Raw genomic sequence first — 21,021 nt, forward strand, 5'->3', positions numbered from 1 at the left:
TTAATCCTTCTGATGGCCGTAAACGCGCGGCTGGGTGTAGTAATCGATGAGCGGCACACAGATGTTCGCCAGCAGCACAGCAAACGCTACGCCATCGGGATAACCGCCAAAGCTGCGGATCAGCCAGACCAGCAGTCCAATCAGCGCGCCATACACCAGGCGGCCACGGTTGGTGGTTGAAGCGGTCACCGGATCGGTGGCAATGAAGAACGCACCCAGCATGGTGGCACCGGAGAAAAGATGAATCAGCGGGCTGTTCAGCGATTCTGGTGAGAAGAACCAGCCCAGCGTCGCGCAGAAGGCCAGTGACAGCAGCATGGCGGCAGGGACATGCCAGCGGATAGCATTTTTCCACAACAGGAACAGGCCGCCGGCCAGATAACCCACGTTAACCCACTGCCAGCCGAGGCCCGCCAGCACGCCGTTGTAAATCGGCTGCGCCAGCAGATGTTCAGCACTGTGACCCGCGCGTAAACCAGTTTTAAACGTATCAAGCGGCGTCGCCTGGCTGATGCCATCAACACCCATCTGTAGCTGCTGCATGGTTTCACCCGCCAGCGTGTGGCCCCGGAACACCATGCTCAGGCTGTCCATCAGCCCGGGTTTGATCGCCTGAAGCGTATCGGGCGGCAACCAGCTGGTCATCTGCACCGGGAAGGAGATGAGCAGGACCACATAGCCGACCATCGCCGGGTTAAACGGGTTCTGGCCCAGTCCGCCATAGAGTTGTTTCGCAATGACGACAGCAAACAGGGTACCGATCACCACCAGCCACCACGGCGCCAGCGGCGGCAGGCTGATACCGATCAGGACGGCGGTCAGCAGCGCCGAGTTATCCGCGAGGGTGCTGGCAACGGGCGCTTTGCGCAGTCGCAGAATCGCTGCCTCTGTCAGCCAGGCGGTCAGCGTCGCCAGTAAGACCTGTAAAAAGGTGCCGTAGCCAAAGAAATAACACTGTGCAGCAAAACCTGGCACCGCGGCCAGCACCACCAGCAGCATGATATTGCCGGTGCTGCGGCGATTATGGGTGTAAGGAGAACTTGCGATACGAAAAGCCATTTAATCCTCAAGCGTCGTAGACGACTGCGCTTTACGCGCTTTGGCACGGGCGATGGCGGCAGCAATAGCGGCCTTGCGCGCATCATCGGGTTGATTCAGTTCAGGTGCCTGTTCAGGTTCTGCATTGGCGTTGTTTGCCTGCTCCTGGGCCTGCTCCGCTTTATCCACCGCAAAATGCGCGGCGGTAGCCAGTGCTGCGGCATCACGTGAAGCGGCATCCGCCTCACTTTCCGCCTGTGCGGCTTTCTTCGCTTTGGCACGGGCGATAGCGGCCTGAACCGCGGCTTTACGCGGATCGCTTTCAGCGGCGGCGTCCGGCACGGCTTCTGTAGCGCTGTCGCCTGCGGCCTGCGGAGCCTCGGCGTTTTCCGCCTGAGCGGCTTTCTTCGCTTTGGCGCGGGCGATGGCGGCCTGAACCGCGGCTTTACGCGGATCGGTTTCAGCGGCGGCGTCCGGCGCGGCTTCTGCAACGGTGTCGGTTGCTGCCTGCGGAGCCTCGGAGCCTTCAGCCTGAGCCGCTTTCTTCGCTTTGGCGCGGGCGATGGCGGCCTGAACCGCGGCTTTACGCGGATCGCTTTCAGCGGCGGCGTCTGCAGCGCTGTCGGTTACGGCCTGCGGTGCCTCGGCGGCTTCAGCCTGAGCGGCTTTCTTCGCTTTGGCGCGGGCGATGGCGGCCTGAACCGCGGCTTTACGCGGATCGGTCTCAGCGGCGGCGTCCGGCGCGGCTTCTGCAGCGCTGTCGGTTGCGGCCTGCGGAGCCTCAGCGCCTTCAGCCTGAGCCGCTTTCTTCGCTTTGGCGCGGGCGATGGCAGCCTGAACCGCGGCTTTACGCGGATCGGTCTCAGCGGCGGCGTCATGTGCGGCGTCTGCAGCGCTGTCGGTTGCGGCCTGTGGTGCCTCGGCGTTTTCCGCCTGCACGGCTTTCTTCGCTTTGGCGCGGGCGATAGTGGCTTCTACTGCGGCTTTACGCGGATCGACACTGGCCTCAGCCTGGTTATCCGCCGCCTCAACCGGCACTGTTTTCTTCGCTTTCGCCCGGGCAATAGCCGCTTCAACCGCCGCTTTACGCGGATCGACGGTCTGACGCGTCACCGGCTGGGTTTCAGCCTGCGCCTCGGCCTGACGCAGACGCGCCTGCGCATGGCGGGCTTCACGCTGGGCTTCAAGCGTTGCCTCATCCGGTTCGGCCGTCTGGCGGGCTTTCACCCGCGCTTTGGCCGCAGCCAGTTCGCTGGTATCGGTGCGGGCAACGCGTTGCTTCGCCTCTTCATGACGCGCTTCACGAGCCTGCTTTTCACGCTCCAGTCGCGCCTGGCGTGCTTCGAAGCGTGCTTTGGCTTCCAGCGTGCGTTTCGCTTCCAGATCGATGGCGCGCAGTTCCGCTTTTTCCTGACGGTAATATTGCACCAGCGGAATATTGCTCGGGCAGACATAGGCGCAGGCACCACATTCGATGCAGTCATTAATATGGTGAGCGCGCGCTTTATCGTGATCGCCGCCCTGGCTGTACCAGTAAAGCTGCTGCGGCAGCAGTTTGGCCGGACAGGCATCGGCACAGGCTGAACAGCGAATGCAGGACTGCTCTTCGTCGTTGTTGCCCATCTCACTGGCAGACGGGGCCAGAATACAGTTGGTGATCTTCACCACCGGCACATCCAGCGATGGCAGGGTAAAGCCCATCAGCGGACCGCCCATGATCACCATCTGACGCGGCGCAGGCGTGAACCCGACCTGGTGCAACAGATGACTGATCGGGGTGCCGAGACGACTCCAGACGTTACGCGGCTGGGCGATCGCCTCGCCGGTCAGCGTCACAACGCGTTCGGTGATCGGTTCACCATTAATAATGGCCCGCTTAACCGCCCAGGCGGTGCCGACGTTCTGCATCAGCACGCCGATATCGGAGGAGCGCCCGCCGTGCGGCACTTCCTTCCCGGTAAGGATGCGGGTCAGCTGCTTGGCACCGCCGGAGGGATATTTGGTCGGGATGACCCGGATGTGCAGATCGCGCTCGCTACCCAGCGCCTGCTTCAGTGCGGCAATGGCTTCAGGCTTGTTATCTTCAATGCCAATCAGCACCTGTTCAGCCTGTAACACCCAGGCGAGAATACGGCTGCCTTCCAGGACTTCGGCAGCGTAGTCCTGCATCAGACGATCGTCAGCGGTGATATAAGGCTCACACTCCGCCGCGTTAATAATCAGGGTTTTAACCCCGCGCAGGCCGCCCTTCAGTTTGGTGGCGGTGGGGAAACCCGCGCCGCCGAGACCGGCAATGCCGGCGTCGTGAATACGCTGCACAATGTCGGCGCGCGGATGCTGACGGTAGTCAGGCAGCGGATCCAGCGGCATCCAGCGGTCGTCGCCATCTGGCGTCAGGAAAATGCAAAGCTCAGAGAGACCTGAAGGGTGCGCGGTCATATGCTGACCGATATCTTCAATCACGCCGGAGGTGGGCGCGTGGACTGGCAGCATGCGGCCAGTGCCAAATGTCAGAGGCTGACCGCGCAGCACTTTGTCGCCAGGCGCAACGCAGATCTCACCTTCATGTCCGATATGCTGTTTCAGCGGGATAATAAAACGGTGCGGCAACGGCAGTTCGGAGAGCGGCGTGCCGTTGGACTGGGTTTTCATTTCCGGCGGATGAATACCACCCTGAAAATCCCAGACCTTATCTTTTTTCAGGAAGTTAAACAGATTAAGCATGAGTTTCTACCGGGATCACCCGTACAGGAATGGTATTTAAATCCCACTTCCAGTTAGCTGGCGTGGTGGCAACCGGACGCATTTCAATACAGTCAGTCGGGCAGGGCGCGACACAGAGATCGCAGCCGGTGCAGACATCGCTCAGCACGGTGTGCATGGCGCGGGTTGCCCCGACAATGGCATCTACCGGACAAGCCTGAATACATTTGGTGCAGCCAATGCAGTTGGCTTCATCAATAAACGCCACGGTGCGCACCGGCTCTTTCGCCGTTTCATCGCCATCAATCGGCTGCGGTTCAACGTTAAGCAGGGCTGCCAGCTTGAGCATGGTCTGCTCACCACCTGGCGCGCATTTATTGATCGCTTCACCATTGTTACCGACCGCATCCGCATAGGGGCGACAGCCCGGATAGCCACACTGACCGCACTGGCTCTGCGGCAGAATGGCATCAATCTGCTCAACAATAGGATCTTCTTCGACTTCAAAGCGGCGCGAGGCGTAACCCAGCAGCGCGCCGAACACCAGGCTCAGCGCACTTAATACGGCAACAGCAATCCAGATCGCGGTCATCAGAATTTCACCAGACCGCTGAAGCCCATAAACGCCAGTGCCATCAGGCCCGCGGTAATCAGGGCGATGGAGTTGCCTTTAAACGGGGCAGGAACATTGGCCAGCACCAGCCGCTCGCGCATACCGGCGAACAGCACCATCACCAGCGAGAAGCCGATAGAGGCACTGAAACCATACAGCGCGGCCTGCATAAAGGTGTGGTTAAGGTTGACGCTCAGCAGAGGTACGCCCAGCACCGCACAGTTGGTGGTGATCAGCGGCAGAAAGATACCCAGCAGACGATAGAGCGACGGGCTGGTTTTACGCACCACCATTTCGGTGAACTGCACCACGACGGCGATCACCAGGATATAGGCCATGGTACGCAGATAGACCAGATCCAGCGGCAGCAGGATCAGATGATTGACCAGCCAGGCACAGATCGAGGCCAGGGTAATGACGAATGTCGTGGCGAGGCCCATGCCAATCGCCGTTTCCAGTTTTTTGGAAACGCCCATAAAAGGACACAGGCCGAGAAACTTCACTAATACGAAGTTATTCACCAGCACGGTGCCAACAAAGAGAAGCAGATAATCGGTCATTTTTTCGCCTGGGAGCCAGAAAGCGGCTTATTATCATTGATAGCGCGGCGTATCTCAACACCTGCGCCATCCGCTGAGCGGCAGACCGCACTCAGAATTAAATTCCTGACATAACTCACAGCGTTATGGCGCGATAAAGGTCGTTTTTACCCGTTTTGAGCGTTTGAAGTAGGGCACAAACACCGCAGCGGCCAGCAGTGACAGCAGTAATGTCTGGAGGGCACGGCTATCGGTAACCGGCGTAAAAGCAAAGGTTTTCAGCGCCAGCAGCACGGTAATCAGCAGCCAGAGCAGATAGTGACGCGGCAGGCGGCGGGAGCGCTTAAAGAACAGCCAGCTGATCCAGAGACTATAAGCCCAGACCGCCACGGCGGTGAGCAGGGAAATAGCCCAGTAAGAGAAGAGTGTGCTGCCGTGAGAAAACAGCGCCACACGCCATTCCGGATTAAACAGTGGTGTCAGATACATTGCCAGCACCAGAACGGTGGTTAACAGGGTCATTATCAGCCAGGCCAGCGGCAGCAAAAGCCAGCCACCAATACGCGGCGCAGCAACCTGTTCATTCATCGTGGTTATTCCTGTCTCGGGGAGTCGAAGCGCAGCAGAATAACATGTCCAGAGGGGCACGCCCATCCGGACAAGATCAGCGGGATAAACCGCGATAAATCAGCCGGAAATCAGACCACGTAGCGCCACACCGTTTTAGGGACACAGCCGAGATCATATAACCGTCCGCCAGAGACCAGTTCAGCACGTCGGTGATCGGCAGCCCGGTACATATTGATGATTTCCAGATCATTCGTCAGGGAGTAATTAAGATGATCGAAAAGCTTTTCCAGACTGTCTGAATTATTTACTTTGCGGAATTTAAGCAGGTAATCGTGCGCAGTCATCATTGCCATAACAGATAGAAGTAACAAAGGAGTGCTCAGTATAGGGGGCAAGCTTATGCTGTCCAGATCATGCGGCTTAAAAAAGGCGAAAATCAGATAAAAGCACCTTATTAGTCACTAAAACTCCATATCTGGCTTTTTTACTATTGTCTGAGCCAGCAACTCAGCGTCTCTATCTTAAACACCTCACTAACTTATTACGGACAGAGCCGGCATAAAGCGTTTAAAAGCAGAGGTTAAATATTATTTTTTTTCTTATTCAGCGCTGACAATGCATTAGTGGCTTCTTTCTCACCCTTTTAGCCCAAAAAAATTAACCATTCTGCACTTAGTGCCAGAGAAACGTTTCGCGCCTGACTCAGGCCAGCGATCTACTGTGCGGACTATCACAAATCCCATTTTTTGTTCATCGCAGGCCGGATAACCCGTTTTGTACGCCTGGCTGTAATCGTTTCCAGTGGCAGTAAGCATAAGCGATTCTGTTTATTACAATTATTTAACGAGCAGATTTTTTCTACTCAGCCGTTTTATCCATAACTCCCTCGTCAGTCAAACCGTGTGACTACACGTAACCCCTTTAAATTGCTCTGTTTTGTGAAGTGTGTCGCCATTATGCACGCTTTTTTAGTCCAGTCTAAGCAGGCTCTCTACCCTAAACAGCAAACGCCTTTCAGAGGATTAAAAACTATGTGGAAACGTTTACTTCTGACCACGCTGGTCAGCGCCGCGTTAACCGGCCCGGTACTCGCTGCAGATATGACGGTCGGCTTCTCGCAGGTAGGTTCGGAATCTGGCTGGCGTTCGGCGGAAACCAACGTAGCGAAAAGCGAAGCCAAAAAACGCGGAATCACCCTGAAAATCGCCGACGGACAGCAGAAACAAGAGAATCAGATCAAGGCGGTACGTTCGTTCATCGCTCAGGGCGTTGATGCCATCTTCATCGCACCGGTGGTGCAGACCGGCTGGGAGCCGGTACTGGAAGAAGCCAAAGATGCCAAAATCCCGGTTTACCTGCTGGACCGCGCCATTGTGGTAAAAGACAAATCGCTCTATCAGGCGGTGGTGACGGCTGACAACGTGCTGGAAGGCAAGCTGATTGGCGACTGGCTGGTGAAAACCGTGGGCGACAAGCAGTGTAACGTGGTGGAACTGCAGGGCACGGTGGGTGCCAGCGTGGCAATCGATCGTAAGAAAGGCTTTGCTGAAGCGATCAGCAACCATCCAAACATTAAAGTGATCCGCTCGCAGTCGGGTGACTTTACCCGCAGTAAGGGTAAAGAGGTGATGGAGAGCTTTATCAAGGCGGAGAACAACGGCAAAAACATCTGCATGGTTTACGCGCATAACGATGATATGGCGATCGGTGCCATTCAGGCGATTAAAGAAGCTGGCCTGAAACCGGGCAAAGATATTCTGACCGGCTCGATTGATGGTGTACCGGATATCTATAAAGCGATGCTGGCGGGTGAGGCTAACGCCAACGTGGAGCTGACGCCAAACATGGCTGGCCCGGCGTTTGATGCGCTGGAAAAATTCAAGAAAGATGGCACGCTGCCGCCAAAAGTGATCAAGACCGAATCTAAGCTGTTCCTGCCTGCCGACGCGCAGAAGGAGCTGGATACCAAAAAAGGCATGGGTTACTGATTCACCGATCAGCCGCAGACCAGCCGCAGACCGCCCTACGGGGCGGTTTTTCATGACGTGAGGCGGAGTGAGCAGAATGACCACGCAAAATGAAACACCGCTGTTATCCATCAGCGGCGTCAGCAAAGGTTTTCCCGGCGTCAAAGCGCTGAATAATGTTTCCTTTGATATCCGTAAAGGGGAGATCATGGCGCTGCTGGGGGAGAACGGTGCCGGCAAGTCCACCCTGATTAAAGTGCTGACCGGTGTTTACAGCCGTGATGCAGGGACCATCACCCTGAATGGTGAGCCGATTACGCCGCATAACACGGCGCAGGCGCAGGAGATGGGTATCGGCACCGTTTATCAGGAAGTGAATATGCTGCCGAATATGTCGGTGGCAGATAACCTCTATATTGGCCGCGAACCGCGCCGCTTTGGCATGATCGACCGTCGCCGGATGGTGCGGGAGGCCGATGCGCTGATGCGGAATTATGGTTTTTCCCTCGATGTAACACGTCCGCTGGGCCACTACTCGGTGGCGATGCAGCAGATTATCGCCATCTGCCGCGCGGTCGATCTTTCCGCCCAGGTTTTGATCCTGGATGAGCCGACAGCCAGTCTGGATGCCAGCGAGGTTGAGATGCTGTTTACCCTGATGGCGCAGTTAAAAGCCAAAGGGATGAGCCTGATTTTTGTGACGCACTTTCTCGACCAGGTGTACCGCATTACTGACCGGATTACCGTGCTGCGTAACGGGCAATTTATCGCCACCCGCGATACCGCCACGCTGCCGCAGATTGAGCTGATTAAGCTGATGCTGGGTCGCGAACTGCTGGAGACGGCGCTGCAGCGGCAGGGCAGCACGCTGCGCAGCAATCAGCCGGTGGTGTCGTTTGAGGATTACGGCAGGAAAGGCACCATCGAGCCCTTTAACCTGGAAGTTCGTCCAGGCGAAGTAGTGGGACTGGCGGGGCTGCTGGGTTCGGGCCGCACCGAAACCGCCGAGGTGTTGTTTGGTATTCGTCGTGCCGACCGAGGAACAGCGAAGATCAAAGGCAAGGTGCAGCGCATTACTAATCCGGCGAAAGCCTCGCAGCTGGGCATGGGTTTTTGCCCGGAAGACCGTAAGACAGACGGGATTATCGGCGCGGCCTCGGTTCGTGAAAATATTATTCTGGCGTTGCAGGCGCAGCGCGGCTGGTTACGGCCAATTAAGAAGCGTGAGCAGCAGGCGATTGCCGATCGTTTTATCAAGAGTCTGGGTATTCGTACGCCGCATGCAGAGCAGCCTGTGGAGCTGTTATCGGGCGGCAACCAGCAGAAGGTGCTGCTGTCGCGCTGGCTGGTGACCAAACCGCAGTTTTTAATCCTCGACGAACCGACGCGCGGCATTGATGTGGGCGCGCACGCCGAGATTATCCGTTTAATTGAATCCCTGTGCGCCGATGGTCTGGCGCTGCTGGTGATCTCCTCTGAACTCGAAGAGCTGGTCGGTTATGCCGATCGGGTGTTGATTATGCGCGATCTGAAGCAGGTGGCAGAAATTCCGCTGGAGCAGCTTTCGGTAGCGTCGATCGTCAATGCTATCGCGGACGGAGGGGTAAAACATGCTTGAGTCCCCTATGACATCTGAAAAAACGCCACGTCGTAAGCTGAAACTCCCGCCAGGGATGCCGCAAATCGCCGCGCTGCTGTTGGTGCTGTTGATTGACAGTCTGGTGGCCAATAACTTTTTTGCCGTGCATCTGCAGGATGGGCGTCTGTTCGGCAGTCCGATCGATATTCTTAACCGTGCGGCACCGGTTGCCCTGCTGGCGATCGGGATGACGCTGGTGATCGCCACCGGCGGCATCGATCTTTCCGTGGGTGCGGTGATGGCGATCGCAGGCGCGACGGCTGCGACATTGACCGTAGCCGGACATGGTGTGCCGTTTATTATTCTCTGCACGCTGGGAACCGGTTTAGCCTGTGGCGTATGGAATGGCGTGCTGGTGGCGTTGCTGCGTATTCAGCCATTTGTTGCCACGCTGATTCTGATGGTCGCCGGGCGCGGAATCGCTCAGCTGATTACGCAGGGGCAGATTGTGACGTTCGACAGTGACAGTCTTGGCTGGTTTGGTAACGGCTCGCTGTGGATGTTGCCGGTCCCGGTCTGGATCACGCTGGTGGTAGCGCTGGCGGTCTGGTTGCTGACGCGCAAAACCGCGCTGGGTCTGTTTATCGAAGCTGTGGGGATTAATCTGCGCGCGGCCCGTAACGCGGGGGTGACAGGCTGGCTGGTGGTGATGTCAACCTACGCCATAAGTGGCGTTTGTGCCGCTGTTGCGGGACTGATCGTCGCGGCGGATATTCGCGGTGCAGATGCTAATAACGCCGGATTATGGCTGGAGCTGGATGCGATTCTCGCCGTGGTGATTGGCGGTGCGTCGCTGATGGGTGGCCGTTTTAATCTGGTGTTGTCGCTGATCGGCGCGCTGATTATTCAGTCGATGAATACCGGAATTTTGCTCTCCGGCTTCCCGCCTGAGCTGAATCAGGTGGTGAAAGCGGTGGTGGTGATGTGCGTGCTGTTGCTGCAGTCACCGCGGTTTATTGCGATGTTGAAACGGAGACGCCCGACATGATTAAACGTCATCTTCCGCTGATGATCACCTTGCTGGTGTTTGTGGCGGGTTACCTGTTTTGTCTGAGTCAGTTTCCGGGCTTTGCCTCCACCCGTGTAATCTGCAATATCCTGACCGATAATGCTTTCCTCGGGATTATCGCCGTCGGCATGACCTTCGTGATTTTATCGGGCGGTATCGATCTGTCGGTGGGTGCGGTGATCGCCTTTACCGGCGTGTTTCTTGCCCGGGCGATCGGTGATTTTCATATCGATCCGTTGCTGGCATTTGCGCTGATTCTGTCGCTGGGCGCGCTGTTCGGGGCCATGATGGGCTGGCTGATCGATGCGCTGAAGATTCCGGCATTTATCATTACGCTGGCGGGGATGTTTTTCCTGCGCGGATGCAGTTATCTGGTGTCGGAGAACTCAATTCCTATCGATCATCCGTTCTACAGCATGCTTTCCAGTCTGGCGTGGAAAGTGCCGGGCGGTGGGCGTCTCAGCCTGCTGGCGGTGATTATGCTGGTGGTGGTGTCTGGCGGGATTATTCTGGCGCACCGCACGCGCTTTGGTAACCGGGTTTACGCCATCGGTGGCAATATGACATCCGCCCAGCTGATGGGCGTTTCGACCCGTGCGACCACCATTAAGATTTATATGCTTTCCACCACGCTGGCGACGCTGGCCGGGATCGTGTTCTCGATTTATACCTCGGCAGGTTATGCGCTGGCAGGGCTGGGTGTAGAGCTGGATGCGATCGCGTCAGTGGTGATTGGCGGCACGCTGCTGTCGGGTGGTGTGGGTACAGTTTTGGGCACGCTGTTCGGTGTGTTGATTCAGGGGCTGATTCAGACATGGATTAACTTCGACGGTACGCTGAGTTCCTGGTGGACCAAGATCGCCATCGGAATTCTGCTGTTTGCGTTTATCGCCCTGCAGCGGTTACTGACGGTCATCTGGGATCGTCAGCAGAACGCGCCCGTTAAGCGATTACCTTCCTGAGTTCTTCAGTACTCCGGTCAATGGCGGCTCGCAGGAGCCGCCTTTTACTGCGCCAGACGCAGCACCATTACCGTGACTTCTTCACCCGCTATTTGCCGCTGTTCCACTGCCTGCCATCCTGAACGCTGATAGTACGCCTGTTGATCGGGTGTATAGAGCCACAGTTCACCCATCTGCTGTTGTCTGGATCGCGCAATCGCCTGCTGTATTAACGCTTTTGCCACGCCCTGACCCCGGAATGCCTTGTCCGTCACCACCTCACCAATCCAGAATTCTCGTGCCGGAATGTCATCCAGTTCATAGCGAATGACGCTGCAGGTCGCGACCACCGTTTCGCCATCCGGTGTGGCAATAAGAGTAAATTCTGCCGAAGGTTTCTGATTGCGCTGTTTTAAACGCTCAAGGATGGCAGGCGGGTGAGACCATGCAGGAAGGTGTGACCATTCAGTGTGCAACAGTTGTGCGGTTTGTCCGGCGAAGCCGGGATGTTGGTTTAGCTCGGCAATTTGCATGGCGCTGGCGACCTTTGTTTTTTCAGGCTACAAGCAATACAGGCTGGTGGGGGAAAGTGCAAGTTCAAGAAAGGGTTAAGTTATAGCAAAGACTTAGGTTGTCTTTTGTATGACAGCAAAAACAATCGCTATTGGATTTAGGTGCAAGGTCAGGAAAGGTATGCCTGATCGCAAAGGATTCCCGCATCCATGCGGATCGGCCGCGCCATCCCTGGCGCGGACGCTTTGCTCTTCAGGCATACCATTCCTTCCCGGTTGGGCTAATGCATCGCTTCAAGAAGCAGGACAGTGGATATTTCTATTGATGGTGGATTAATACAAATTGCTGTTGGCTGATGAGAAAGGTCAGGAAAGATATGCCTGATCGCAAAGGATTCCCGCATCCATGCGGATCGGCCGCGCCATCCCTGGCGCGGACGCTTTGCTTTTCAGGCATACCTTTCCTTCCCGGTTGGGCTGATGCATCGCTTTAAGAAGCAGGACAGTGGATATTTCTATTGATGGTGGATTAATACAAATTGCTGTTGGCTGATGAGAAAGGTCAGGAAAGGTATGCCTGATCGCAAAGGATTCCCGCATCCATGCGGATCGGCCGCGCCATCCCTGGCGTGGACGCTTTGCTTTTCAGGCATACCTTTCTTTCCCGGTTGGGCTGATGCATCGCTTTAAGAAGCAGGACAGTGGATATTTCTATTGATGGTGGATTAATTCAAATTGCTATTGGCTGATGAGAAAGGTCAGGAAAGATATGCCTGATCGCAAAGGATTCCCGCATCCATGCGGATCGGCCGCGCCATCCCTGGCGCGGACGCTTTGCTCTTCAGGCATACCATTCCTTCCCGATTAGGCTTGATCATTGCTTTTAAAAACATGCGAGAAAGTATTAATAAGGGGTAGATAACGAGCAGTGAATTAAGGTGTTCGCCGCATGGGATTTTCAATTCCCGACTGAATAGCACAGTATTTATCAAAAACTGATGCCGCATAATCCTGCGTCGGCCGTTTCATTAACTTACTTAAGAGCGCTGTTAATTAAAAAATTGAACAGCGCCCTTTAGTTATTAACGTTTCAAACGGTAATACGCTTCGTTCCAGCGCAGTGCGTCTTTAAACGCAGGTAAACGCGTGTGCTCATCAATCACCAGCACTTCGATATCGTTCATCTCACCGTACAGATACATATCATCCAGCGTCAGCGCCTGGCTGAACACCGTATGGTGCGCGCCGCCGCCCAGAATCCACGCTTCGGATGCCGTTGCCAGTGACGGCTGGGCTTTCCACAGTGCGCGCGCAACCGGCAACTTCGGCAGCGGTTTCGGCTGTTCGATAGCATCCACCACGTTAACCAGCAGACGGAAACGATCACCCATATCAATTACGCTGGCGTTAATCGCGCGACCCGCTGGCGTTGAGAAAATCATGCGCGCCGGGTCGGCTTTATCACCAATGCCCAGGAACTGCACATCGATCAATGGCTTCTCTTCAATGGCAATTGACGGGCAGACCTCCAGCATATGCGAGCCGAGAACCAGATCGTTACCGGGTGAGAAGTGATAGGTGTAATCCTCCATAAAGGAGGTGCCACCTTTGCGATCGCCTGCCAGCACTTTGAAAATGCGCAGCAGCGCAGCGGTCTTCCAGTCACCTTCACCTGCGAAGCCATAACCCTGACCCATCAGACGCTGAACCGCCAGACCTGGCAATTGCGTCATGCCGTGCAGCGTCTGGAAGTTGGTGGTGAAAGCGTGGCAGCCTTCCGCTTCCAGGAAACGCTTCAGACCCAGCTCGATGCGCGCGGCATCCAGCACGTTCTGACGCTTTTCGCCGCCGGAAGCGGCAACATCGGTAAAGCGATACAGGCTTTCATATTCGTCGACCAGCGCATTCACGTCGCCATCGCTGACGCCATTGATCACCTCAACCAGATCGCCGACGCCCCAGCCATTCACCGAATAACCGAACTGAATCTGCGCGGCGACTTTATCGCCTTCGGTCACGGCCACTTCACGCATGTTGTCGCCGAAACGCGCGACTTTCAGCTGCTGACTGGCCTGTTTGGTCAGTGCTGCACGCATCCAGTTGCCGAGGCGCTGCTGGCTGGCGCTATCCTGCCAGTGACCGGTCACCACGCTGTGCTGGAGGCCCATACGTGCGCCGATGAAACCGAACTCGCGGCCGCCGTGTGCGGTCTGGTTCAGGTTCATAAAGTCCATGTCCATGCTGTCCCACGGAATCTCCGCATTGAACTGGGTATGGAATTGCAGCAGCGGCTTATTCAGCACGCTCAGGCCACCGATCCACATTTTGGCCGGGGAGAAGGTGTGCAGCCAGGTAATGATACCGACGCACTCCTTGTCATAATTGGCATCGCGACACAGAGCCAGCGCTTCATCCGGTGATTTAACCAGCGGTTTCAGCTCCAGACGCAGCGGTAAACCGGCCTGATTTAAACCCTCTACCACCTGACGTGCATTCTGTTCAACCTGGCGTAACGTCTCCGCCCCGTAGAGGTGCTGCGTGCCGATGACAAACCACACGCTGTAGCTGTTTGACTGTTCCATAAAACCACTCCTTTACTTTGAGCCTACCTCAATAGGCTATTTTATTTGTCAGTCTGAACCTGGGCAGTGCTCACACAGGCTGCTTTAGCAACCTGAACGCCCGTCAGGGCGGCCCTGAAAGGGCGAGCGTAGCGAGTAATCCTCACGTACTCCGTGTACTACGGATTGTTCCGCGCTGTCCGTGTCCAGACTGCCTGCAACATTACGCCTGCTGAGATAGGCTCTTAGCGGAAGCGGGGCGTGCGGCGTATTGCGGTTCAGCCGCCACGCACCATTGTTGATAGCGTTGATAAAGTTGTTGATAGCGGGCGACGCGCGCCGGATCGGGCTGCAGCGTCACGGCAATCGGGCTGGCCATCACCTGCTGGGCGTCGGGAACGCTGGCGTGCACACCGGCGGCGACGGCGGCGAAAATGGCCGCACCCAGCGCACAGCACTCGTCAGAGGCGACGATATCCAGTGGGCGGTTCATCACATCGCAGCAGGCCTGCATAATCGCCGGGGATTTCCGCGCGATGCCGCCCAGGGTCAGAATGCTCTCGACCGGGATCTGCTGCTGTTCGAAGCACTCCATAATTGCGCGTGCCCCAAATGCGGTGGCGGCGACCAGACCACCAAACAGCGCGGGGGCATCGGTGCCCAGATTGAGGTCGGTAATCACCCCTTTCAGCCGCTGATTGGCATTTGGCGTGCGGCGACCGTTAAACCAGTCCAGCACCACCGGCAGATGGTCGAGCTGCGGGTTTGCGGCCCAGGCCTCGGTCAGATCTTTAATCAGACTCTTTTGCATCTCAGCCAGCTGAGGCTTCAGCTCCGGATGCTGCTGCGCCGCCAGCTGCAGCGGCCAGCCCAGTAAACGGCTGAACCAGGCGTAGATATCACCAAAGGCAGACTGACCCGCCTCCAGCCCGATAGCGCCCGGCATTACGCTGCCATCGACCTGACCACAGATGCCTTTGATGTCGCGATCGCCGACCTTTTCAGTATCCGCAATCAGGATGTCGCAGGTTGAGGTGCCGATCACTTTCACCAGGGTATAGGGTTTGGCACCGCCACCGACCGCGCCCATATGGCAGTCAAATGCGCCACCCGAAAGCGTCACGGTTTGCGTCAGACCAAGACGCTGCGCCCATTCAGGGCTAAGCGTGCCGACAGGCAGATCAGCGGTCCAGGTATCGGTAAACAGGGGAGAGTCGAGCTGTTGCGTTAACAGCGGGTCCAGCGCATTGAGAAAATCCACATCGGGCAGGCCGTTCCAGTCGCCGTGCCACAGCGCCTTGTGCCCGGCCGCACAGCGGCCGCGGCGCAATTTGTCAGGTGCAGTGGTGCCGCTTAACAAGGCTGGCACCCAGTCGCACAGTTCGACCCAGGAGACAGCGGCGTCACGCACGGCCGCATCTTCACGCGACACGTGCAGAATCTTCGCCCAGAACCACTCCGAGGAGTAAATCCCGCCAATATAGCGGCTGTAATCCAGGAAGCGGCCGCTGTGGCACAGCTGATTGATCTCTTCCGCTTCTTCTATAGCAGTGTGATCTTTCCACAACACAAACATCGCGTTGGGGTTGTCGGCGAACTCCGGACGCAGCGCCAGCACGTTGCCGTCGCGGTCAATAGGGGCAGGGGTCGAACCGGTGCTGTCAACACCAATGCCGACCACGGCGTTGCGCTGATCTTCACTCAGTGCATTCAGCACGCCGAGCAGCGCCTGCTCCATGGCGTCGATGTAATCCTGTGGATGGTGACGAAAACGGTTAGTGTGCGGATCGCTGTATAAGCCCTGTTGCCAGCGCGGATAGCTGAACACCGCACTCTGCAGCTCTTTGCCGCTATGACAATCCACGGCCAGCGCACGCACCGAATCACTACCAAAGTCCAGCCCAAGGGTGATGGCTCCAGCACGCATCGGAATCTCCTGTAGTTAGTTAACTCCTGTATCCTGGGTTCGGCGCGCCAAATCAGTTAGTCATCGCTGGCTGACAATATGCACTTTTCTGTCATCGGCAGTGATTTTGTGATCCATTGCAAAAGTTAAGGTCCGGTTAAATTTGCTGAATATATGGATCATTTTGTCGTGATTTTAAGATGTGATACCGCTCTACATTTTTCTTCGCTAATACCGCTAAAACTAGCCCAGCGTCTGGACAGTCTGTCAGCACATGCCAGCCTAACGCACTGATTTATGGCTGTACCCACAAAACAAAACAAACTGGTAGCGTTTACACCGATTCGTTATTAGCAGCGAAAAATAACCTGGTACCGGAGAGCATCATGCATAAATTCACTAAAGCGTTCGCGGCCATCGGCCTGGCAGCGGTTATGTCACAATCCGCTATCGCCGAGACCATGAAGCTGGGATTCTTAGTCAAGCAACCAGAAGAACCCTGGTTCCAGACTGAATGGAAATTCGCCGACAAAGCGGGCAAAGATCTTGGCTTTGATGTCATTAAAATTGCCGTGCCGGATGGTGAAAAAACCCTGAATGCCATCGACAGCCTGGCGGCTAACGGCGCGAAAGGTTTTGTTATCTGTACGCCCGATCCGAAACTCGGCTCTGCCATCATGGCAAAAGCGCGTGGCTACGGTCTGAAAGTCATCGCGGTCGATGACCAGTTCGTCACCGCCAAAGGCAAACCAATGGATACCGTGCCGCTGGTGATGATGGCTGCGACCAAAATTGGTGAGCGTCAGGGTCAGGAACTCTATAAAGAGATGCAGAAACGCGGCTGGGATGTGAAAACCACCGGCGTGATGGCGATTACCGCTAACGAACTCGACACCGCTCGTCGTCGTACCGGCGGCTCCATGGACGCCATCAAAGCCGCTGGCTTCCCGGCAGCGCAGATCTACCAGGTCCCGACCAAATCTAACGACATCCCTGGCGCATTTGACGCCGGTAACTCTCTGCTGGTTCAGCATCCTGAAGTCAAACACTGGCTGATTGTGGGTATGAACGACAACACCGTGCTGGGCGGCGTGCGTGCGACCGAAGGTCAGGGCTTTAAAGCGGCTGACGTCATCGGTATCGGCATCAACGGCGTGGATGCCATCAGTGAACTGTCGAAAGAGAAGGCAACCGGCTTCTACGGATCGCTGCTGCCAAGCCCGGATATCCACGGCTACAAAAGCAGCCAGATGCTCTACAACTGGGTCAGCAAAGGTGAAGAGCCACCGAAATTCACTGAAGTTACCGATGTGGTGCTGATCACCCGTGACAACTTCAAAACTGAACTGGCGAAAAAAGGACTGATGTAACCCTGAGCCTGCCAGGCAGTTTGTCGCCTGGCATCCTTAATAGCCAATTTCGCGCCGCCCGCCATAACCGGCCGGTGGCGCGAAAGAGTGAGGAAAAACATGAACACTGATTCAGCATTTCTGTCGTTTCATGGCATCAGTAAAACCTTCCCTGGCGTCAAAGCGTTGCAGGATATCTCCTTCGACTGCCGTGGCGGTGAAGTCCATGCTCTGATGGGCGAGAACGGCGCAGGCAAATCGACGCTGTTAAAAATACTCAGCGGCAGTTATCAGCCGAGCGGCGGTGAGATTCGTATTAAAGGCCAGCCGATGAGCTTTCAGCGCACCACCGATGCGCTGGACGCGGGCGTCGCCATTATTTACCAGGAACTGCATCTGGTGCCGGAAATGAGCGTGGCAGAGAACATCTATCTCGGTCAGATCCCGCACAAACATGGGCTGGTCAACCGTAAGCTGATGCGTTTTGAGGCGGGCTTGCAATTGAAAAATCTCGGCATGGATATCGATCCCGATATGCCGCTGAAATACCTGTCGCTGGGGCAGTGGCAGATGGTGGAGATTGCCAAAGCGCTGGCGCGTAACGCGCGTATTATCGCCTTTGATGAGCCAACCAGCTCACTTTCAGCGCGTGAAATCGACAACCTGTTCCGCGTCATCCGTCAGCTCCGTGAGGAGGGCCGGGTGGTGCTCTACGTTTCACACCGCATGGAGGAGATCTTCGCCCTCAGCGATGCCATTACCGTCTTCAAAGATGGCCGCTACGTGCGGACGTTTACCGATATGGCCAACACCCATCACGACGATCTGGTGCAGGCGATGGTGGGACGAAACCTCGGGGATATCTATGGCTATTCACCGCGTGCCAAAGGCGCGGTGCGGCTGGAGCTGGACAAGGTCGAAGCGAAGGGCGTGCGGACGCCGATTTCGCTGAAAGTCCATGCCGGTGAAATCGTCGGCCTGTTTGGCCTGGTCGGTGCCGGTCGCAGTGAACTGCTGAAAGGGCTGTTTGGCGGCACGCGTCTGCGCGGCGGTCAGGTGATTCTGGACGGCAAACCGCTGCCGCTGCGGGAGCCGATCGATGCCATCCGTGCGGGCATCATGCTCTGCCCGGAAGATCGCAAAGCCGAGGGCATTATTCCGGTGCATTCGGTGCGCGACAACATCAACATCAGCGCCCGTCGTCATAACCTTACTGCGGGCTGCCTGATTAAAAACGGCTGGGAAAATAAAAATGCCGACAGCCATATCCGCTCGCTAAACATCAAAACGCCCAGCGCCGATCAGCTGATCATGAACCTTTCCGGCGGCAACCAGCAGAAGGCGATTCTGGGACGCTGGCTGTCAGAGGATATGAAGGTGATCCTGCTGGATGAGCCAACGCGCGGTATCGATGTCGGTGCCAAACATGAAATCTATAACCTGATTTATCAGCTGGCGAACCGGGGCATTGCGGTGCTGTTCGCCTCCAGCGATTTACCGGAAGTGATGGGCCTGGCCGATCGCATCGTGGTGATGCGCGAAGGTGCCATTGCCGGTGAACTGCTACACGACGACGCCACGGAACAGCAGACGCTGAGCCTGGCGATGCCCAAAACCACTCAAGCGGCCGCCGTGGCCTGACAGGAGATCATCATGGCTTCATCCACGACCTCAAATACGCCGCAGCCCGCTTCACGCGGCGGCCTGCAGTTAGGTCGCATCTGGGACAACTTCGGCATGCTGGTGGTATTTGCACTGCTGTTTATTGTCTGTGCGATCTTTGTGCCGAACTTCGGCTCGTTTATCAATATGAAAGGCTTAGGGCTGGCAATGTCGATGTCCGGCATGGTCGCCTGCGGCATGCTGTTCTGTCTGGCTTCCGGTGATTTTGACCTGTCGGTCGCTTCCGTCATCGCCTGTGCGGGTGTGGTTACCGCCGTGGTGATTAACATGACCGAAAGCCTGTGGATTGGCGTGGGTGCCGGCCTGGTACTCGGTATGATCACCGGCTTTATCAATGGCTTTGTGATTGCCCGCCTCAAGATCAATGCGCTGATTACCACGCTGGCGACCATGCAGATTGTGCGCGGCCTGGCCTATATCTTCTCTGACGGTAAAGCGGTCGGTATCGAAGATGAGCGCTTCTTTGAACTGGGCTTTGCTAACTGGCTTGGCGTGCCTGCGCCAATCTGGCTGACTCTGGCTACGATGCTGATCTTCGGCTTCCTGCTCAACAAAACCACCTTTGGCCGTAACACCCTGGCGATTGGCGGCAATGAAGAAGCAGCACGTCTGGCCGGTGTGCCAGTGGTGCGTACCCGCATTATCATTTTCATTCTCTCCGGTCTGGTTTCAGCGGCGGCGGGCATTATCCTGGCGTCACGTATGACCAGCGGCCAGCCAATGACCTCCATTGGCTATGAGCTGGTGGTGATTTCTGCCTGCGTGCTGGGTGGCGTTTCGCTGAAGGGCGGCATCGGTAAAATCTCCTATGTGGTGGCAGGGGTGCTGATCCTCGGCACGGTAGAGAATGCGATGAATTTATTGAATATCTCGCCATTCTCACAGTATGTGGTACGCGGTCTGATACTGTTAGCAGCGGTGATTTTTGACCGTTACAAACAGAAAAAAGCCTGATTGAGCGAGCCGTTGGTCCGCAGAGGCAGAAGCCTCTGCGGGCTATCCGAACAATAACAGACTGAGTGAGGACGCTATGTATCACCGTGAATTACCGGCCGAGCAGCAAAACCCCTTGTTGCCGGGCTATTCATTCAATGCCTGGCTGGTGGCGGGGCTGACGCCCATTACCGCAGATGGCCCGCTCGATTTCTTTATCGATCGCCCGCACGGCATGAAAGGTTACATTCTGAATCTCACTATCAAAGGTAAAGGGCGGGTATTTGACGGCGAGCGGGCATTTGACTGCGAACCTGGCGAAATGCTGCTTTTTCAGCCGAAAACGGCTCACTATTATGGTCGCGCGCCGGACAGCCCGCAGTGGTTTCACCGCTGGGTCTATTTCCGTCCACGCGCCTACTGGCACGACTGGCTGCGCTGGCAGGATGAGCAGGAGGGCGTGGGACGTCTGCTGCTGCCTGAATCGCTGCGCGGCGAATTTGATCGCCTGTTTGCCAGTATCGAACAGACCCACAATTCGGGCCGTCGCTTTGCAGAAGAGCTGGCGATGAACCTGCTGGAACGGCTGCTGCTGCGCGCCGTTGAAGAAGATCCACGCAGCCATCAGTTAATTCGCGATCCACGCGTGATTGAAGCCTGCCAGTACGTCACCAACCATCTCGCCAGTGAGGTTAAGATTGAAGAGGTGGCGCGCCACGTCTGTCTGTCACCGTCGCGGCTGGCGCACCTGTTCCGCGAGCAGATGGGCGTGAACCTGCTGCGCTGGCGTGAAGATCAGCGTGTAATCCGCGCGAAACTGCTGCTGCAGACCACCCAGGAGCCGATCGCCTCGGTAGGACGTGAAGTGGGCTATGACGATCAGCTCTACTTCTCGCGGGTGTTCCGCAAGCGGGTCGGCGTCAGTCCCAGCGACTTCCGCCGCCGTAATCAGGATGCGCACGACAGCCTGGCCGCTCAGACCGCCTGGCCGCTGGCGCGAAGTGCTATCTCTTAGTTTTTTCGGGGAATTCCGGCTTGTCGTCATTTGGTTAATAGTC

General features: G+C 56.4%; 17 protein-coding genes. 8 read left to right on the forward strand and 9 right to left on the reverse strand.

The window, feature by feature from the left end:
• The 6 genes from rsxD to ydgT form a co-directional block, all read right to left on the reverse strand.
• A complete protein-coding gene (gene rsxD, locus AC6I8B_RS09290) occupies nt 1-1,059 on the reverse strand; it encodes an electron transport complex subunit RsxD (protein WP_033786237.1) in 1,059 nt (352 codons plus the stop codon).
• Complete coding sequence (gene rsxC / locus AC6I8B_RS09295; protein ID WP_497817704.1) at nt 1,060-3,762, reverse strand: electron transport complex subunit RsxC; 2,703 nt, start codon at nt 3,760-3,762, stop codon at nt 1,060-1,062.
• Nucleotides 3,755-4,333, reverse strand: coding sequence for an electron transport complex subunit RsxB (gene rsxB / locus AC6I8B_RS09300; protein WP_010245386.1), 579 nt, complete (start codon nt 4,331-4,333; stop codon nt 3,755-3,757). Before rsxB ends, rsxC begins: the two co-directional genes overlap by 8 nt.
• Nucleotides 4,333-4,914 (reverse strand): electron transport complex subunit RsxA, encoded by a 582-nt coding sequence (gene rsxA, locus AC6I8B_RS09305; protein ID WP_003853423.1) that lies wholly within the window; start codon nt 4,912-4,914, stop codon nt 4,333-4,335. Before rsxA ends, rsxB begins: the two co-directional genes overlap by 1 nt.
• Before the next feature lie 123 nt (nt 4,915-5,037).
• Nucleotides 5,038-5,481: a DUF2569 domain-containing protein gene (locus tag AC6I8B_RS09310; RefSeq protein ID WP_045140389.1), complete on the reverse strand. Its 444-nt coding sequence runs from the start codon at nt 5,479-5,481 to the stop codon at nt 5,038-5,040.
• Nucleotides 5,482-5,591: 110 nt separating this feature from the next.
• A complete protein-coding gene (ydgT, locus tag AC6I8B_RS09315; protein WP_003853427.1) occupies nt 5,592-5,807 on the reverse strand; it encodes a transcription modulator YdgT in 216 nt (71 codons plus the stop codon).
• Nucleotides 5,808-6,494: 687 nt separating this feature from the next.
• On the opposite strand from ydgT, the gene ytfQ reads away from it, so the two are divergent.
• The 4 genes from ytfQ (at nt 6,495) to yjfF (ending at nt 11,040) form a co-directional block, all read left to right on the forward strand.
• Complete coding sequence (gene ytfQ / locus AC6I8B_RS09320) at nt 6,495-7,451, forward strand: galactofuranose ABC transporter, galactofuranose-binding protein YtfQ (protein ID WP_010245380.1); 957 nt, start codon at nt 6,495-6,497, stop codon at nt 7,449-7,451.
• 76 nt (nt 7,452-7,527) lie between these two features.
• Entirely contained in the window at nt 7,528-9,048 is a 1,521-nt protein-coding gene (locus AC6I8B_RS09325; protein WP_010245377.1) for a sugar ABC transporter ATP-binding protein, read from the forward strand.
• The gene (gene ytfT / locus AC6I8B_RS09330; protein WP_010245375.1) at nt 9,041-10,057 is read left to right on the forward strand and encodes a galactofuranose ABC transporter, ATP-binding protein YtfT; all 1,017 of its coding nucleotides are present in this window, start codon (nt 9,041-9,043) and stop codon (nt 10,055-10,057) included. The genes AC6I8B_RS09325 and ytfT overlap by 8 nt, the downstream gene beginning before the upstream one ends.
• On the forward strand, nt 10,054-11,040 hold the full coding sequence (gene yjfF / locus AC6I8B_RS09335) for a galactofuranose ABC transporter, permease protein YjfF (protein ID WP_010245373.1): 987 nt from the start codon (nt 10,054-10,056) through the stop codon (nt 11,038-11,040). Before ytfT ends, yjfF begins: the two co-directional genes overlap by 4 nt.
• Before the next feature lie 44 nt (nt 11,041-11,084).
• On the opposite strand, the gene AC6I8B_RS09340 is transcribed toward yjfF, so the two are convergent.
• The 3 genes from AC6I8B_RS09340 to AC6I8B_RS09350 form a co-directional block, all read right to left on the reverse strand.
• Nucleotides 11,085-11,552 (reverse strand): GNAT family N-acetyltransferase, encoded by a 468-nt coding sequence (locus AC6I8B_RS09340; protein ID WP_497816257.1) that lies wholly within the window; start codon nt 11,550-11,552, stop codon nt 11,085-11,087.
• A gap of 1,061 nt (nt 11,553-12,613) precedes the next feature.
• Nucleotides 12,614-14,113, reverse strand: coding sequence for an L-arabinose isomerase (araA, locus tag AC6I8B_RS09345; protein WP_010670082.1), 1,500 nt, complete (start codon nt 14,111-14,113; stop codon nt 12,614-12,616).
• A 202-nt stretch (nt 14,114-14,315) separates the two neighbouring features.
• On the reverse strand, nt 14,316-16,019 hold the full coding sequence (locus tag AC6I8B_RS09350; protein WP_187512434.1) for a ribulokinase: 1,704 nt from the start codon (nt 16,017-16,019) through the stop codon (nt 14,316-14,318).
• A 365-nt stretch (nt 16,020-16,384) separates the two neighbouring features.
• Between AC6I8B_RS09350 and AC6I8B_RS09355 the strand changes: the two genes are divergently transcribed.
• From AC6I8B_RS09355 to araC, 4 genes are all read left to right on the forward strand, one after another.
• Entirely contained in the window at nt 16,385-17,368 is a 984-nt protein-coding gene (locus AC6I8B_RS09355) for an arabinose ABC transporter substrate-binding protein (protein WP_010245365.1), read from the forward strand.
• Between the two features lie 99 nt (nt 17,369-17,467).
• A complete protein-coding gene (gene araG / locus AC6I8B_RS09360) occupies nt 17,468-18,988 on the forward strand; it encodes an L-arabinose ABC transporter ATP-binding protein AraG (protein ID WP_010245364.1) in 1,521 nt (506 codons plus the stop codon).
• 12 nt (nt 18,989-19,000) lie between these two features.
• Nucleotides 19,001-19,984, forward strand: coding sequence for an L-arabinose ABC transporter permease AraH (araH, locus tag AC6I8B_RS09365; RefSeq protein ID WP_010245363.1), 984 nt, complete (start codon nt 19,001-19,003; stop codon nt 19,982-19,984).
• Nucleotides 19,985-20,060: 76 nt separating this feature from the next.
• Nucleotides 20,061-20,978 carry an arabinose operon transcriptional regulator AraC gene (gene araC / locus AC6I8B_RS09370; protein WP_003853440.1) on the forward strand — a complete coding sequence of 306 codons (918 nt, stop codon included), beginning with the start codon at nt 20,061-20,063 and terminating at the stop codon, nt 20,976-20,978.
• Nucleotides 20,979-21,021 lie beyond the last annotated feature (43 nt).

Source organism: Pantoea sp. X-Soil-ISGK-285 (genome assembly GCF_059730815.1).

Coding starts and splice junctions, on each gene's coding strand:
- AC6I8B_RS09310 (WP_045140389.1), bottom strand. CDS start 5,481: ATGAATGAACAGGTTGCTGCGCCGCGTATTGGTGGCTGGCTTTTGCTG.
- ytfT (WP_010245375.1), top strand. CDS start 9,041: ATGCTTGAGTCCCCTATGACATCTGAAAAAACGCCACGTCGTAAGCTG.
- araA (WP_010670082.1), bottom strand. CDS start 14,113: ATGGAACAGTCAAACAGCTACAGCGTGTGGTTTGTCATCGGCACGCAG.
- araG (WP_010245364.1), top strand. CDS start 17,468: ATGAACACTGATTCAGCATTTCTGTCGTTTCATGGCATCAGTAAAACC.
- araC (WP_003853440.1), top strand. CDS start 20,061: ATGTATCACCGTGAATTACCGGCCGAGCAGCAAAACCCCTTGTTGCCG.
- araH (WP_010245363.1), top strand. CDS start 19,001: ATGGCTTCATCCACGACCTCAAATACGCCGCAGCCCGCTTCACGCGGC.
- AC6I8B_RS09350 (WP_187512434.1), bottom strand. CDS start 16,019: ATGCGTGCTGGAGCCATCACCCTTGGGCTGGACTTTGGTAGTGATTCG.
- AC6I8B_RS09325 (WP_010245377.1), top strand. CDS start 7,528: ATGACCACGCAAAATGAAACACCGCTGTTATCCATCAGCGGCGTCAGC.
- AC6I8B_RS09355 (WP_010245365.1), top strand. CDS start 16,385: ATGCATAAATTCACTAAAGCGTTCGCGGCCATCGGCCTGGCAGCGGTT.
- rsxB (WP_010245386.1), bottom strand. CDS start 4,333: ATGACCGCGATCTGGATTGCTGTTGCCGTATTAAGTGCGCTGAGCCTG.
- rsxC (WP_497817704.1), bottom strand. CDS start 3,762: ATGCTTAATCTGTTTAACTTCCTGAAAAAAGATAAGGTCTGGGATTTT.
- AC6I8B_RS09340 (WP_497816257.1), bottom strand. CDS start 11,552: ATGCAAATTGCCGAGCTAAACCAACATCCCGGCTTCGCCGGACAAACC.
- rsxA (WP_003853423.1), bottom strand. CDS start 4,914: ATGACCGATTATCTGCTTCTCTTTGTTGGCACCGTGCTGGTGAATAAC.
- ytfQ (WP_010245380.1), top strand. CDS start 6,495: ATGTGGAAACGTTTACTTCTGACCACGCTGGTCAGCGCCGCGTTAACC.
- yjfF (WP_010245373.1), top strand. CDS start 10,054: ATGATTAAACGTCATCTTCCGCTGATGATCACCTTGCTGGTGTTTGTG.
- ydgT (WP_003853427.1), bottom strand. CDS start 5,807: ATGACTGCGCACGATTACCTGCTTAAATTCCGCAAAGTAAATAATTCA.
- rsxD (WP_033786237.1), bottom strand. CDS start 1,059: ATGGCTTTTCGTATCGCAAGTTCTCCTTACACCCATAATCGCCGCAGC.